General features: G+C 69.1%; 10 protein-coding genes and 1 rRNA gene. 5 read left to right on the top strand and 6 right to left on the bottom strand.

Annotated features, from left to right (window positions below; genetic code table 11):
• Positions 1–14 precede the first annotated feature (14 nt).
• The 3 genes from ABD156_RS42840 (at position 15) to ABD156_RS42830 (ending at position 3,129) form a co-directional block, all read left to right on the top strand.
• Positions 15–1,076 (top strand): FAD-dependent oxidoreductase, encoded by a 1,062-nt coding sequence (locus ABD156_RS42840; RefSeq protein ID WP_344287049.1) that lies wholly within the window; start codon positions 15–17, stop codon positions 1,074–1,076.
• Between the two features lie 101 nt (positions 1,077–1,177).
• On the top strand, positions 1,178–2,140 hold the full coding sequence (locus ABD156_RS42835; protein ID WP_344287047.1) for an alpha/beta hydrolase fold domain-containing protein: 963 nt from the start codon (positions 1,178–1,180) through the stop codon (positions 2,138–2,140).
• Positions 2,141–2,163: 23 nt separating this feature from the next.
• Complete coding sequence (locus tag ABD156_RS42830) at positions 2,164–3,129, top strand: helix-turn-helix domain-containing protein (RefSeq protein ID WP_344287045.1); 966 nt, start codon at positions 2,164–2,166, stop codon at positions 3,127–3,129.
• On the opposite strand, the gene ABD156_RS42825 is transcribed toward ABD156_RS42830, so the two are convergent.
• Complete coding sequence (locus ABD156_RS42825) at positions 3,130–5,727, bottom strand: bifunctional FO biosynthesis protein CofGH (RefSeq protein WP_344287043.1); 2,598 nt, start codon at positions 5,725–5,727, stop codon at positions 3,130–3,132. It abuts the gene before it with no gap.
• A 135-nt stretch (positions 5,728–5,862) separates the two neighbouring features.
• On the opposite strand from ABD156_RS42825, the gene ABD156_RS42820 reads away from it, so the two are divergent.
• The gene (locus tag ABD156_RS42820) at positions 5,863–7,461 is read left to right on the top strand and encodes an IS1634 family transposase (RefSeq protein ID WP_425546130.1); all 1,599 of its coding nucleotides are present in this window, start codon (positions 5,863–5,865) and stop codon (positions 7,459–7,461) included.
• A gap of 200 nt (positions 7,462–7,661) precedes the next feature.
• Here ABD156_RS42820 and ABD156_RS42815 read toward each other — a convergent pair whose 3' ends face one another.
• From ABD156_RS42815 to ABD156_RS42795, 5 genes are all read right to left on the bottom strand, one after another.
• On the bottom strand, positions 7,662–8,414 hold the full coding sequence (locus tag ABD156_RS42815) for an SDR family oxidoreductase (RefSeq protein WP_344287039.1): 753 nt from the start codon (positions 8,412–8,414) through the stop codon (positions 7,662–7,664).
• 8 nt (positions 8,415–8,422) lie between these two features.
• Complete coding sequence (locus ABD156_RS42810; RefSeq protein WP_344287037.1) at positions 8,423–9,247, bottom strand: alpha/beta fold hydrolase; 825 nt, start codon at positions 9,245–9,247, stop codon at positions 8,423–8,425.
• 67 nt (positions 9,248–9,314) lie between these two features.
• Positions 9,315–10,433 (bottom strand): epoxide hydrolase family protein, encoded by a 1,119-nt coding sequence (locus ABD156_RS42805; RefSeq protein ID WP_344287035.1) that lies wholly within the window; start codon positions 10,431–10,433, stop codon positions 9,315–9,317.
• Complete coding sequence (locus ABD156_RS42800) at positions 10,426–11,646, bottom strand: RNA polymerase sigma factor (protein ID WP_344287033.1); 1,221 nt, start codon at positions 11,644–11,646, stop codon at positions 10,426–10,428. Before ABD156_RS42800 ends, ABD156_RS42805 begins: the two co-directional genes overlap by 8 nt.
• 51 nt (positions 11,647–11,697) lie before the next feature.
• Complete coding sequence (locus ABD156_RS42795) at positions 11,698–12,090, bottom strand: YciI family protein (protein WP_344287031.1); 393 nt, start codon at positions 12,088–12,090, stop codon at positions 11,698–11,700.
• 867 nt (positions 12,091–12,957) lie between these two features.
• Between ABD156_RS42795 and ABD156_RS42790 the strand changes: the two genes are divergently transcribed.
• A 16S ribosomal RNA gene (locus ABD156_RS42790) occupies positions 12,958–13,217 on the top strand; the annotation flags it as partial.

Below are 13,217 nucleotides of genomic sequence, written 5' to 3'. Positions count from 1 at the left end.
TGAGGGGTGAGGACATGCCTGAAGCACTGGTTTGCGGCGCGGGAGTCGCGGGGTGCGCGTCGGCCTACTGGCTGCGTCGCAACGGCTACGACGTGACGGTCGTCGAGCGCGCGAACGGGCTGCGCAGCGGAGGTCAGGCGATCGACATCCGCGGCGTCGCGCTGGAGGTCATCGAGCGGATGGGCCTGGGGGAGCAGGTCCGCGCGGCACGGACGCGGATGCGCGGGATGTCGATGCTCGACGCGTCCGGCAACGAGGTGTTCCATTCCGAGGAGCGCACCTACAGCAGCGGCCGGCTCGACAGCGCGGACATCGAGATCCTCCGCGACGACCTGGTCGAGCTGCTGCACAACGCGGCCGACGTCGAGTACCGCTTCGGCGACGAGATCACCGCGCTCGACGCCGAGTCCGGCCGGGTCGAGTTCGCGAAGGCTGAGCCGCACAGGTTCGACCTGATCGTCGGCGCGGACGGCGCGCACTCGGCGGTCCGGCGGCTCGCGTTCGGCCCGGAGGACCGGTACCGCCGCTACCTCGGGCAGTACCTGGCGATCTTCCCGGCAGCCAACACCGTCGGCCTCGAAGACTGGCAGATCTGGTTCCAGGGCGAGGGCGTCGGCGGCGCGGTCTACCCGGTGCCGGGCAACGAGGAGATCCGGGTGACGCTCGGCTTCGGCGAGCCGGAGTACCGCGAGATCCGGGACGTCGCGGAGCAGAAGAAGCTCGTCGCCGAACGCTTGCGCGAGGTCGGCGGCCCGGTGCCGGACCTGGTCAAAGCCATGGCGGACGCCGAGACCTTCTTCTTCGACGCCATGCTCCAGATCCACCTCGACCGCTGGACTACCGGCAGGGTCGCGCTGGTCGGCGACGCCGGGTACTGCGCGTCCGTGCTCTCCGGACAGGGCACGAGCCTCGCGCTGGTCGGCGCGTACCTCCTGGCGGAATCCGGAGAAGACTACGAGACCCGCATGCGCCCGTTCGTCGAGCTGAACCAGGCGCTGGCCACGGAAAACCCGGCGGGGCCCGCGTCCGAGGAATCCGTCGAGCGGGCGAAGAACGCGATCAGCCTGACCCGCTGACCCCGCCATCCGGCGGGAGATTCCCGCCGCCCGGCTGTCCGCTTCCGGCTCCCGGGCGGCGAGGATGAGGTTCAGCAACCGAGTCCCTGGAGGCCCCCGCGATGACCGCCTACCCGCCGCTCCCGTTCGACCCCGAGCTCGCCGCCGCGCTCGAGGTGCTCGCGGCCGAGCGGCCGCCGATCAAGACGCTCGAGTCGATCCCGGCGGTGCGCGCGGCGGCGGCGACGCGGCAGCTCTCGCTGGACGAGATCACCGCCGACGGCGCCCTGGAAGTGTCCGAAGTGGACGCCGAAGGGCCGCGCGGCCCGATCCCGCTGATCGTCGCGCGGCCGGCCGGGGCGGTTGACGTCCCGGTGCTCTATTGGCTGCACGGCGGCGGCATGATCATCGGCGGTCACAAGGGCGGCGACCTGCACTTCCTCAAGGAGTACGCGACCGAACTGGGCCTCGGCTTCGTCTGCGTCGACTATCGCGTCGCGCCCGAACACCCGCATCCGGCACCGGTCGAGGACTGCTACGCCGGCCTCGAATGGACGGTCAAGCACGCCGCCGAGTACGGCTTCGACGCCTCCCGTGTCGTGATCGGCGGAGCGAGTGCGGGCGGCGGTCTCGCGGCGGGAACGGCGCTGCTCGCCAGGGACCGAGGCGGCCCGGAACTGCTCGGCCAGCTGCTGGTGTACCCGATGCTCGACGACCGCAACGACTCTCCGTCGGCGATCCAGATGGCTGAGATGGGCAGCTGGGACCGCGCCGCGAACAACGTCGGCTGGACGGCGCTGCTTGGCGACGCGCGAGGCGGTCCGGACGTCTCGCCGTACGCCGCGCCCGCACGCGCCGAGGATCTGTCCGGCCTCCCGCCCGCATTCCTCGACGTCGGGAGCACCGAGACCTTCCGCGACGAGGTCATCGCTTACGCGAACCAGCTGTGGCTGGCCGGGGTGCAGGCGGAGCTGCACGTCTGGCCCGGCGCCTTCCACGGCTTCGACGGCTCGGCCCCGCAGGCGGCGCTGTCGCAGCAGGCCCGCGCCGAGCGGACGCCGTGGCTCCGGCGGCTGCTCGGCTGAACCGGACAAGCGATGATGGACCGATGAGGGAGCTGGTCACGCATCTGAGTGCGCTCGATCCCGGCGCGGCCGAGACTGTCAAGGTCATCGCGTACTTCGACCGGCTGGTCGAGGGCCGTGCCGGGCTGGAGCCGATCGTGCGCGGGGCGGCGGTGCTGGCCGGCTGTCCCGCGCGGCTGGCCGACGACGAACGCCGGGTGCGCGTCCGCGTCGAACCGGACGGGCGCGTCGTGTCGTCGGCCGAACCGCCCGATCCGGAATGGCCGTCGGCTTCGGTGCGTCCGGACGGGCCGGTCGCGCTGTGGCTGGAACGGCCTGGTCCGGCGAGTCCGGTGGACGCGATGGTGCTGGAGCGCGCGTCCGCGGCGGCGCGGGCAGTGCTCGACCGCACGCGCGGCCGGGTCGTCGATCCGGCGTCGGTCGAAGTGGTGCTCGATGCGTCGGCGGACGAGCGGACCCGGCTCCGCGCGGCACATCGCCTTGGGCTTGGTACGACCGCGAGGGCTGTCGTGGCCGACGCGGTACCGCTGGTCGTCCCACCACAGTGGACTCCGCCGGAAGACGCGAGGGTCGGGCTGGGAACGGTGGTGAATCTGGTCGACCTGCCGGTCTCCGGCGAGCAAGCCCGGACGGCTTTTCGTTTCACGGCAACCGAAGAAGACCCCGGACCGTCCGTTGTGGACTACGCAGGCCTTGGCGGCCTGGCCGTGCTCGCCGACGCGGTCGGACCGGGCACCAAGCCGGTCGCGGACGTCACCAGCCTGGAGCACGCCCGCACGACGGCCCCGTGGGTCTTGCCCACGCTGGTCGCCGTAGCGGGCGCTCCGAGCCTCCGTGCCGCGGCCAACACGCTGGTAGTGCACCATTCGACCCTGCAGGAGCGCCTGGCCCACGCCGAACACCTACTCGGCTGGCCAGTGCGCGATCCCGCGGGCCGGTTGCGGTTGCAGCTGGCTATCGCCTTGTGGCGGCTGCACCGCACCGGTTGATCACGGTGTGAGCAGCGGCAGCAACGGCTTCCGCACCGCCGTCGCGACCCCGTCGGACTCGTTCGCCGCGGCGATCCGCTCGTCTGTCGGCGTTCCGTACGACGTGGTCCGCTGCCGCAGCGGACGCCCGAGCGGCTCGACCATCGCGCGCATGTCGCTGATCGTCTTGTACGACCCGTTCGCCGCGCCCGCCATCCGGCTGATCGTCTCCTCCATCAGCGTGCCGCCGATGTCGTTGACGCCGCCCTGCAGCACCGCCCGGCTGCCCTCCTCGCCGAGCTTCACCCAGGAACTCTGGATGTTGTCGAAGGTGCCGTGCAACAGCAGCCGCGACAGTGCGTGTACCGCCCGGTTCTCGCGCAGCGTCGTGCCCGCGCGGGCGAGCCCGGCCAGGTAGATCGGCGAACTCTGGTGGATGAACGGCAACAGCACGAACTCGCTGAACCCGCGCCGCCCGTTGCGTTCCACGCCCTCGCGCTGCAGCTTGGCCAGCAGCTTCAGGTGGCCGACCCAGTGGCTCGGGTTGTCCACGTGGCCGTACATCATCGTCGCCGTGGTCGGCAGCCCGATGTCGTGCGCGGTGGTGACGACTTCGATCCACGCGTCCGTCGGCAGCTTGCCCTTGGTGAGCACCCACCGGACGTCGTCGTCGAGGATTTCCGCCGCGGTGCCCGGCAGCGAGTCCACTCCGGACTCCTTCGCGCGCACCAGCCAGTCGCGAATGGACAGATTCGTCCGCGACGCGCCGTTCACGACCTCCATCGGGCTGAACGAGTGCAGGTGCATGTCCGGCTGCCGCCGCTTCACCTCGGCCGCCAGGTCGAAATACGCGGTGCCCGGCAGGTCCGGATGGATCCCGCCCTGCATGCAGATCTCGGTCGCGCCCGCGGCCCACGCCTCGTCGACGCGGTCGCCGACCTGCTCCAGCGAGAGCGTGTACGCGTCGGCGTCGGTCTTTCGCTGCGCGAAGGCGCAGAAGCGGCAACCGGTGTAGCAGACGTTGGTGAAGTTGATGTTCCGCGTGACGACGAAGGTGATGTCGTCCCCGACGACCTCGAGTCGCAGGTCGTCGGCCAGCTTCGTGAGTGCGTCCAGCTCCGGCCCGTCGGCGTGCAGCAGGGCCAGCGCGGCGTCGTCGGAGAGCCCGGCGGGGTCTTTCTCCGCGCTGCGCAACGCATCCCGGATGTCGGTGTCGAACCGCTGCGGCCCGGTCTTGATCTTCCGGCCGATTTCTTTCCAGTCGCCGTAGACCGAATCGAAGTCGCCTCGCCGGTCCTCGGTGCGGCCGGTCGTGTCGATCTCGGTGTGCAGGTCGGTGCGGCCGGATTCCTGCCAGCCGCCGTCCGGCTCCTGCCACGGGATCCCGACCGGCATCGCGCCTTCGCGGGCGAGCCCGGTTTCCCCGTCGACCAGCGCCGCGACGTGCCGCGTGACGCGCGGGTCGAGCCACGGCTGGCCGCGCTTCACGTACTCCGGGTAGATGGTCAGCCGCTCGCGCAGGGCGTACCCGGCCTTCTCGGTCTGCCGGGCGAGCAGGTCGATCTGCGGCCACGCGCGTTCGGGGTTCACGTGGTCCGGCGTGAGCGGCGAGACGCCGCCCCAGTCGTCGATGCCCGCGCGGATCATCAGGTCGTACTGGTCGCCGATGAGGTTCGGCGGCGCCTGGATGCGCATCCGCGGGCCCAGCACCAGCCGGGCGACGGCGATGTTCGCGGCCAGTTCTTCGAGGTCGGCGTCCGGGGTCGCGCGCATCTTCGTGTCCGGCTTGGCCCGGAAGTTCTGCACGATGACTTCCTGGATGCCGCCGTACTCGCGCGCGGTCTTGCGGATCGCGAACAGCGCGTCCGCGCGTTCCTCGTGCGTCTCGCCGATCCCGATCAGCACGCCGGTGGTGAACGGCACCGAGCTGCGGCCGGCGTCCTCCAGCACGCGCAGCCGGACCTCGGGATCCTTGTCCGGCGAACCGTAATGCGGCCCGCCCTTCTCGCTCCACAGCCGGCGCGCGGTGGTCTCCAGCATCATGCCCATCGACGGCGCGACCGGCTTGAGTCGCTGGAAGTCCTGCCAGGACATGACACCGGGGTTGAGGTGCGGCAGCAGACCGGTCTCCTCGAGCACCCGGATCGCCATCGCGCGGACGTAGGACAGCGTGTCGTCGTAGCCGTGCGCGTCCAGCCAGTCGCGCGCGGCCTTCCAGCGGTCCTCCGGCCGGTCGCCGAGGGTGAACAGGGCTTCCTTGCAGCCCATCTCGGCGCCCTTGCGAGCGATGTCGAGCACCTCGTCCGGGGACAGGAACGGCGATTCGAGCCTGCCGGGGACGGTGACGAACGTGCAGTAGCCGCACCGGTCCCGGCACAACCGGGTGAGCGGGATGAACACCTTGCGGCTGTAGGTGATGATCCCCGCGCGACCGGCTTCTTCGAGGCCCGCGTCGCGGATGCGGGAAGCGTGGTCGGACAACGTTGTCAGGTCGTCGCCGCGGGCGTGCAGCAGCACGGCCGCCTCGGCGACGTCGAGCGTCTTCCCGTCTCGCGCCCGGGCGAGCGCACGGCGCATGGCCGACGGGGTGGGCGTGGTCACGCCAGCTTCGGGCTCCATTCCCGCCACGCTAGGACCCGGCCGCCGCGACCAGCCAGCTCTTAGCCCGCCACGGCGCGCGCGACCGGTCCAGGGTGATCATTAGCGCAGGTTGCGGGCTTGTGGACGGTCGCCCGCGCCGGTATTACCTAAAGGGTGGCGTCAGTGATCGGGAAGCGCATCGGCGGGCGGACGTACTACTACCTCGCCGAGTCGGCGCGCGTCGACGGCAAGCCGCGCGTGGTCGGCCAGCGGTATCTCGGGACGGCCGAGGACATCGCCGCGGCGGTGGCAGGCGGGGGTCCGGAGGCGGCTGGCGCGCGGCATCGGTCGTTCGGGGATGTTTCCGCCGTGTGGGGGACGTTGCAGCGGCTCGATCTTGTTCGGCGGGTGGACTCCGTGGCGGGGCCGCAGCGTGCTCGGCCGACGCTCGGTCTCCACGTCGCGCTTGCCGTGTTGCATCGGGCTACCGCACCGGAGACGGAGTTCGAGGAGTGGTGGACCGGGTGTCTGGCGCAGGATCTTGTCCGGCCTCGGCCGGCTAAGGGGTCGATTACGACGGCCAGTCATTGGCGGGCGTTGCAGCGGCTGACCCCGGAGCGGATCGCGGCTGTGGAAACCGTTGTCGCCGAAGCGGTTCTGGAACTGCTGGGCGACGACGGCACGGAGGCGCTGGCGGTCGACGTCGCGCAGTTCGCGGCGTTTACCGCTGCGGATTGCACGCTGCCGTCGGCTTGTCAGGATGTGCTTGCCGGGCTGGGGCTGGTTGTTACGCGAGATGGGGCGATTCCGTTGGCTTCTCGGGTTTATCGGCGGGAGAAGGCTCCTACGTTTGGCGCGCTGGCCGTCGAGCTGGGGGAGCGGCACACGTTGGTCTTCCACTCAGGCCAGGCTGCGCAGCTCGACCTCGGCGCGCGGACCGGGTTTGTCGGGTCGCTTCCGCTGGCGGATCATCCGGAGTTGCTCGCGCGGCCTGCGTCGGTGCGACGGCGGGTGGATCCGGAGCGGTTTGCCGGGCTGACTGCCTTCGACACTGTGGCGACTGTGGACGGTGCCCGCCGACGCGTCATCCTCCTCCACTCCGCGACGCTGCACGCGGCGCAGTATCGGGCGTTCACCAGTGAATTGAGCACTACCGTGCGGGAGCTTGACGGGCTAGCGGCTGCGCTTGCGGCCGGTACTCATCGGGGGGATCGGACTCAGGTGCACGCGGAGATGTCCCGGATCATTCGGGGGCGGCGAGTGGAGCGGGTGTTGAATACTGCTCTTACTGGCAATCGTGCCGGGGAGTTGCGGTTGGAGCGGCGGGTTGACGATGCCGCGGTCGCTCGGTTGGCGGAGGAGTTTTTCGGGAAGCAGATTTTGGTTACTGATCGGGATTGGCCCGTTGCCGAGGTGGTTACGGCTTATCGGGCTCGGACTTATCTTGAGTCGACGTTTCGGTGGTTGACCGGGTCTGCGGTGGCTGGGCCTTCGCCTCGGTGGGAGTGGACTTCGCATCGGATTTCGGTGCATGCGTTGGTGTCTGTGCTCGCTGCGACGGTTACGCACCTGATGCGGCGGGAGGCGGATCGGGCTGGGATGAATCTTTCGGTGGCTGAGTTGCTGGATCAGTTGCGGGGGATTGGGGAGACCTTGTTGCGGCATCGGTCCACTGGGGGGCGGCCTCGGACTCGGCGGATTTTGTCTGATCGGACTGGGCGGCAGCAGGCGTTGTTTGAGTTGTTTGGGTTGGAGAGGTTTGCGCCTGGGTGATTCTGCTCGTCGCCTGGCGGCGACATTGCGCCCGTAGTGGGGGCCACCACCCCGAAGTTTTATTGTGCTGACGGTTCGGGGGTGCTTGTCAAGGCGGGAAAGATGCCTTGACAAGCACCCCCGAACCGCAGAGAAGGCTTCGTATCGGGGTTGGGGGCGGTGTGGGTGCCTCGATCGTTGGGTGCGTCGGCTGCGGTTGGTCAGTTTTCGCGGTCGATGTTCAGGGCGGAGAAGGTCTGTACTACTGGCATTAGTTCGATGACGTTGATGTTCACGTGTTTTGGCTGGGAGCTTGCCCAGAAGACTGATTCGGCGACGTCGTCTGCGGTCAGGGGGGTGGTGCCTGCGTAGACGTTGGCGGCCTTGTCCTGGTCGCCGCCGAAGCGGACGGTGGAGAATTCTGTGCCGCCTACCAGGCCTGGTTCGACGTTCGTTACGCGGACTCCGGTGCCGCGTAGGTCGGAGCGCAGGTTGAGGCTGAATTGGTGGACGAAGGCCTTGGTCGCGCCGTAGACGTTCGCGCCGGGGTAGGCGTAGCTGCCTGCGACCGAGCCGATGTTGATTACGTGGCCGGTGCCGCGTTCGACCATGCCGGGCAGCACTGCGCGGGTCAGGTGGACGAGTCCGGTCACGTTGGTTTCGATCATCTGGTCCCAGTCGTCCAGCTTTGCCTCGTGCGCTGGCTCGAGGCCCTTCGCCAGGCCGGCGTTGTTGACCAGGATGTCGATCTTCGCCCACTCCTCGGGCAGCCCCGCGACGACGCCTGCGACTGCGGCTGCGTCGCGGACGTCCAGCACCAGCGGGTAAACCGCGTCGCCCAGTTCGTCCGCGAGGGTCTTCAGCCGGTCGCCGGTGCGGGCTGCGGCGACGACCCGCGCGCCTTCCGCTGCGAACCGGCGCGTGATCGCGGCACCGAATCCGGCGCTCGCGCCGGTCACCAATACGGTCTTCATGGAGTGCGTCACCGTTCTTCTGCGTGGTCCGGCCGGACCTGGTCCAGGAAGCGGCCGAACACGTCGTTGAACTCGGCCGCGAGTTCCAGGTTAGGCAGGTGTCCCGCGCCGTCGAGCACCGCCAGCTCCGAGCCGGCTACGAGGCGGTGCAGCAGCTGCGCGTCGGCGACCGGGGTGAACTCGTCCTCGCTGCCGACGGCGACCAGCGTCGGCACGCTGACCTGCTTGAGGGAATCGCGGTAGTCCGGTCGCTTCGCCCGGGCTCGGAGCGCCGCCGCCGCGCCGGTCGCTGGTGCGTCGCGCATCATCTTCTGGACGTGTGCGGCCACTTCGGTCTTTGAACGGAGCGTGCCGGGCGAGACCATCTTCGGCAGCAGCTCGTCGGCGTACGCGGTCATGCCTTCCGCGAGCACCCGGTCCGCGGCCTGGTTGCGGACCACCTTTCCTTCGGCGGTTTCGGGCTCGGCGAAGGTGTCGGCGAGCAGCAGGGCGGCGATCCGCTCCGGGTAGTCCCGGACGGTCTGCATCACGATCTGCCCGCCCATCGACAGCCCGCCCAGCGCGAAGCGGCCCAGGCCGAGGTGGTCCGCCAGTCCGATCAGATCCTCGGCGAAGTCCTCAAGCCCGCTGACCGCCGGACCGGTGCTGTCGCCGTATCCCCGCAGGTCAGGCACCACGACGCGGTGGCCGTTCCGCGCGAGGTGCTCAGCCTGCGGACCCCACATGGACCGGTCGAACGGGTGCCCGTGCACGAGAAGCACCGGGATCTTCGGCTGCGGACCCAGGTCGTCGTAGGCGATCCGGGCGCCGGACGGGAGAAGGACTGTCTGCATGTCCCCGACGCTAATCGGGGCGATTTCTCAGTGCAATAAGGTGCAATGTAGTCGGAGCAATGTTTTTCTAGCGCAGCTTCGCGAAGAACTGCCGGACGTCGCCCGCCCACAGGTCCGGTACCTCCTGCGCCGCGTAGTGACCGCCGCGGTCGTACTCGTTCCAGGACACCAGGTTCCGGTGATGTTCGGTGAACACCCGGATCGACGGCAGGTCGCCGGGGAACTGCGCGACCCCGACCGGTACGGGATTGCGGCCTTCGGCGGGCGTCTCGCGGGCTTCGTCGGCATAGATCCGGATCGCCGAACCGGCGGTGCCGGTCAGCCAGTGGATCGTGACGTGGGTGAGGATGCCGTCGGCGTCGAGGCCGTGGTCGTGCATCGCCTGCGCGTTCCAGCCGAGCAGGCCGACGGGCGAGTCGGACAGCGCGTGCGCGAGAGTCTGCGGCTGCTGTGCCTGGACGACGCCGTAGGAAGCTTCGTGGGTGATGTAGTGGTGGAACGCGTCCCACGCGGCTTTGTCCTTTTCGGACAGATTGGCAATCCACTGTGGATCGTCGTCCGGCGGCGGATCCCAGGTCTGCGTCACGTGCGCGCCGAGCACCTGCTCCGGCGCGATCCGGCCGACTTCCGGCGCGATCCCCGAACCCCAGTCGTTGCCCGCCGTCCCGTAGCGCTCGTAGTCGAGCCGGCGCATCAACTCCGCCCACGCTCGTGCGATCCGCTGCGGACCCCAGCCGGTGTCGGCCGTCGGGCCGGAGAATCCGAACCCCGGCAGCGACGGAAGCACGACGTCGAACGCGATCGAGGGATCAAACCCGTGCGTGCGGGGGTTGCTCAACGGCCCGATCGCGGCCAGATACTCCGCGGCCGATCCGGGCCAGCCGTGGCTGAGGATCAACGGGATCGCGTCCGGCTCCGGGGAACGGGCGTGCAGGAAGTGGACGGTGCTACCGTCGATCGTCGTAGTGAACTGCGGATACTCGTCGAACCGCCGTTCCCAAACCCGCCAGTCGTAGCGATTCCGCCAGTGCTCGGCCAGCTCGCGCACCCGGCCGACGCTGACGCCGTACCCGCGGTCACCGCCGACCGGTTCGGGCGCCCATTTCGTCCGATCGAGCCGATCCCGCAGATCGACCAGGTCCGCTTCCGGGATCTCGAGCCGGTACGGCCGGATCTCGTCAGTCATGTCCAGCTCCTTCGGAGAGCCGCCGGGCGCAGGCGTTGAGATACCGCACCTGGCGGATGTTGGTGGCGAGTTCGGCCGCGCGCAGGTACTCGCTCCGAGCCGCTTCGCGGTCGCCCGCCATTTCCAGAAGATGTGCCCGCGCCGCGTGAAACCGCCGGTCGCGGCTGTCCAGCGCAGCAAGTAGTTCGAGCCCCGCCGCCGGCCCGTCCGCCATCCCGGCCGCGACGGCGTAGCTCACCTTCGCGACCGGACTCGCCGAAACCTCGAGCAGCAGCCGGTAAAGCCCGACGATCTGCCGCCAGTCGGTCTCTTCCGCGGTGGCCGCCTCGTCATGGACCGCCGCGATCGCCGCCTGCAGCTGATACGGCCCGACCGGCCCGCGCGGCAACGCCGCTGTCACCAGCTCCACCCCGCGCCGGATCGAGCCGGCCTTCCACCGCGACCGGTCCTGTTCGTGCAGGGGAACCAGCTCACCGTGCTCGGTGACTCGTGCTGGGGACCGGGCGTCCGTCAGCAGCATCAAGGCGAGCAGGCCCGCGGCCTCACTGTCGTCGGGCAGCAGCGCGGCGGTCATTTCCGCCAGCCGGATCGCCTCCGCGACCAGGTCGCCGCGGTGCAAATCCGGCCCGGACGTCGCCGAGTAGCCCTCGGTGAAAATCAGGTAGAGGACGTGCAGGACTGCCGCGAGCCGCTCGCGCCGCGCCTCCTCCGGCGGCAACCGGAACGGGACGCCGCTGTCCTGGATGGTCCGCTTGGCCCGGGAGATCCGGCGGGTCATCGAGTCCTCAGAGGTGAGGAACGCCCGCGCGATCTCCGCCGTCGTGAGCCCGCCGACAGCCCGCAGCGTGAGCGCGATCTGCGACGCCGTCGACAGCGACGGATGGCAGCAGAGCAGAAGCAGGATCAACGTGTCGTCGGCGTCGCCTTGATGTTCGCCGACCTCCTCGCGGGCTGCTCGGACCTCCCGCTCCCGTCTCGCCTGCTCCGCGCGGAGCAGATCGATCAGCTTCCGGCTCGCGACCTGCAGCAGCCAGCCGAAGGGGCGCTCGGGGATGCCCGTCTCCGCCCATTGCCGGGAGGCTTTGAGCAGGGCTTCCTGTACGGCGTCCTCGGCCGGGTCGAACCGCCCGTAGCGGCGGACCAACGCGCCCAGCACCTGCGGGGCGAGGGTGCGCAGGGTGTCGTTGACCGTGGCCCCGGATTCGTCGGTCATCTCTGCCGCCTTGGTCTGTCGGTTCCGCCTGGGTCTGGCTGAGTTGCCAGGTCAGAGCTCGTTCTCGGCTCCCATCACCGGCCGGACCACCACTCCGGCCTCGGACAACCGGCCCGGCGCCGTGAGCAGCCCCGCCGCGATGTCGGTCGCCCGGTCAAAACTGGCGCAGTCGACCATCCAGTACCCGGCGATCACCTCCTCGGTCTCGCCGAACGGCCCGTCGGTGACGACCGGAACCCCGTCCCGCAGGTCGAGGCGACGGGCCAGCAGCGGAGCGGTGAGCCCCTGCGTCTCGACCAGCTCTCCCGATTCGGCCAGCGCCCCGGTGAACCCGACGAGGAACTCCTCGACCGCCGCCAGTTCCGCCGGGACAGCGGTGCCGTCTTTCCCGCCGAGGCGGTCGTAGTCCTGCTGGTTGCCGTACGCCAGGATCAGGTACTTCATCGGGTGCTCCCTCTCGCTCGTCTGTGCTCTGGCGACCGGCGCTTGGCCGCCAGTCGGGGAAAGAACGAAGCTGACTGCCCCGGACCGGACATCACCTCCACGTCTGTTCAGGTGACCCGGGTCACGCATCGGTCTATCCGGGACCGACTTGGCGACCAGGATGCCTCCGGCGGAACGGTCTCGCTGGCGCTTCGGTCGCCTTCCTGCTGCTTCCGGCCTTGCGCGCCGCTTCTCCGCTGCTTCTGCGCCGCGACAGCCTCGTGCCGCTGCTTTGCCCTGTCTTGACGCCGTACTCGGCCGCGGCCTGTCCGCCGGGGGGGCGGCAGGTCGATCTCCGTCCACCGCCGCGCTCGATGCTTCGTTTGCCAGTCGCCCGGTCTGGATCGGGGAGCGCTATTAGCCGATAGCGCGCCACCCGTTCCTTCGGATTGCGGCATCCGCGAGCCGATAAGCCACCGGATTCGGCCGGGACCGGGTCCGCCGACTCGCGGCCGCTCGGGCCTCCGGCGGGGTCGCAGGGCCTATTCGGCCGGTTGACCTGCGAAGATCGTATTAAGGGACCCCCCTGTTTCGGGCCCCTGGAGGGCGTGTAAAGTTCTCCAAGTCGCCAGGGAAACCGGGTGGCCGCCGGGACACGAACCAAGCTCTCGCCTCTAGGGTGATTGAGTGGGTGTCCCACAAAAAACTGCTAGGAATGATCGCTTCGGTCAGGCTCGCCCTCACGGGGGTTGGGGTTTGGTTCGGGGTGTGTTGCTTGAGAACTCAACAGTGTGCTAGTGAACTAAGCCAGTAGAGCTTATATGAAACCCCCTCGTCGGGGTTTCCTTTGAGAATATGATTGAGAAGTAGTCTCGATCGAACTGTTCATTGTTGGAGAGTTTGATCCTGGCTCAGGACGAACGCTGGCGGCGTGCTTAACACATGCAAGTCGAACGCTGAACCGGTTTCGGCCGGGGATGAGTGGCGAACGGGTGAGTAACACGTGGGTAATCTGCCCTGTACTCTGGGATAAGCCTGGGAAACTGGGTCTAATACCGGATATGACCTTCGGAGGCATCTTCGAGGGTGGAAAGTTCCGGCGGTACAGGATGAACCCGCGGCCTATCAGCTTGTTGGTGGGGTAATGG

This window comes from Amycolatopsis albidoflavus (genome assembly GCF_039525725.1).
GTDB classification, from domain to species: Bacteria; Actinomycetota; Actinomycetes; order Mycobacteriales; family Pseudonocardiaceae; genus Amycolatopsis; species Amycolatopsis albidoflava.
The sequence above is the reverse complement of the archived record's forward strand: the minus strand, read 5'-3'. Positions and strand labels throughout refer to the sequence as shown.

What these genes read in the sequence shown, in the direction of transcription:
- ABD156_RS42840 (WP_344287049.1), top strand. Translation starts at nt 15, where the DNA reads ATGCCTGAAGCACTGGTTTGCGGCGCGGGAGTCGCGGGGTGCGCGTCG.
- ABD156_RS42835 (WP_344287047.1), top strand. Translation starts at nt 1,178, where the DNA reads ATGACCGCCTACCCGCCGCTCCCGTTCGACCCCGAGCTCGCCGCCGCG.
- ABD156_RS42830 (WP_344287045.1), top strand. Translation starts at nt 2,164, where the DNA reads ATGAGGGAGCTGGTCACGCATCTGAGTGCGCTCGATCCCGGCGCGGCC.
- ABD156_RS42825 (WP_344287043.1), bottom strand. Translation starts at nt 5,727, where the DNA reads ATGGAGCCCGAAGCTGGCGTGACCACGCCCACCCCGTCGGCCATGCGC.
- ABD156_RS42815 (WP_344287039.1), bottom strand. Translation starts at nt 8,414, where the DNA reads ATGAAGACCGTATTGGTGACCGGCGCGAGCGCCGGATTCGGTGCCGCG.
- ABD156_RS42810 (WP_344287037.1), bottom strand. Translation starts at nt 9,247, where the DNA reads ATGCAGACAGTCCTTCTCCCGTCCGGCGCCCGGATCGCCTACGACGAC.
- ABD156_RS42805 (WP_344287035.1), bottom strand. Translation starts at nt 10,433, where the DNA reads ATGACTGACGAGATCCGGCCGTACCGGCTCGAGATCCCGGAAGCGGAC.
- ABD156_RS42800 (WP_344287033.1), bottom strand. Translation starts at nt 11,646, where the DNA reads ATGACCGACGAATCCGGGGCCACGGTCAACGACACCCTGCGCACCCTC.
- ABD156_RS42795 (WP_344287031.1), bottom strand. Translation starts at nt 12,090, where the DNA reads ATGAAGTACCTGATCCTGGCGTACGGCAACCAGCAGGACTACGACCGC.